This window comes from Pseudomonas protegens (assembly GCF_003732485.1).
GTDB lineage: Bacteria > Pseudomonadota > Gammaproteobacteria > Pseudomonadales > Pseudomonadaceae > Aquipseudomonas > Aquipseudomonas protegens_B.
Map to the genome: position 1 here is coordinate 178,519 of NZ_MOAK01000061.1, position 863 is coordinate 179,381.

General features: G+C 60.0%; 3 protein-coding genes. All 3 read right to left on the bottom strand.

What is annotated here, in order from left to right; genetic code table 11:
• Positions 1-323: cbb3-type cytochrome c oxidase N-terminal domain-containing protein (locus BLX41_RS33715; protein WP_311197531.1), on the bottom strand; the 323-nt coding region annotated here is incomplete at its 3' end.
• A complete protein-coding gene (locus BLX41_RS17055) occupies positions 320-505 on the bottom strand; it encodes a CcoQ/FixQ family Cbb3-type cytochrome c oxidase assembly chaperone (protein ID WP_011060239.1) in 186 nt (61 codons plus the stop codon). The genes BLX41_RS33715 and BLX41_RS17055, both read right to left, overlap by 4 nt.
• Before the next feature lie 5 nt (positions 506-510).
• Positions 511-863: cbb3-type cytochrome c oxidase subunit II (locus tag BLX41_RS35590; RefSeq protein ID WP_259744972.1), on the bottom strand; the 353-nt coding region annotated here is incomplete at its 5' end.

Sequence of the window (863 nt, forward strand, 5' to 3'; positions counted from 1 at the left end):
GTCCAGCCGGACTGACCGTTGGCGAACGGGGTCTGCTTCTCGTTATCGAGGTAGTTGTAGCCCGGCAGGACACCTTTCCAGTTGCCCAGACCCGGGTACAGCACCAGGTAACCCAGGGCGAAGACGATGGTGCCGACGAACAGCATGAACCACCACTTCGGCAGCGGGTTGTCGTACTCCTCGATCCCGTCGAAGGAGTGGCCAACCGTCTCGTCGGTCTGCTCGGTGCGCTGGCCCTTGCGGGTCGACAGCAGCAGCCAGGTCAGGGCGAAGATGGTACCCAGACTGAGGACTGTGACGTACAGACTCCAGAACGTAGTCATTCTTTGTTACTCCTAGAAGCTTGCTCGACGTGCTTGATGGCGTCGGGATCATCCGCGAACGGCAGCAAGGTCGCGTCTTCAAACTCGGACTTGCGCTTGGGGCTGAACACCCAGAGCGCCAAACCGATGAAGGCCACCATCACAACAAGGGTGCCCAGGCCACGAATCATCCCGATATCCATCTAGATCACCGTTTGCTTTTGATGATGGTGCCCAGGCCTTGCAGATAGGCCACCAGCGCGTCCATTTCGGTTTTGCCCTTCACAGCATCCTTGGCGCCGGCGATGTCTTCGTCGGTGTAAGGGACGCCGAGCGTGCGCAAGACTTCCATTTTCTTCGCGGTGTCTTTGCCGTCGAGCTTGTTTTCTACGAGAAACGGATAAGCCGGCATCTTCGACTCGGGAACAACGTTGCGCGGGTTGTACAGGTGCGCACGCTGCCAGTCATCGGAGTAGCGGCCGCCGACACGGGCCAGGTCCGGGCCGGTACGCTTGGAACCCCACAGGAACGGGTGGTCCCAGACGCTTTCACCGGCCACCG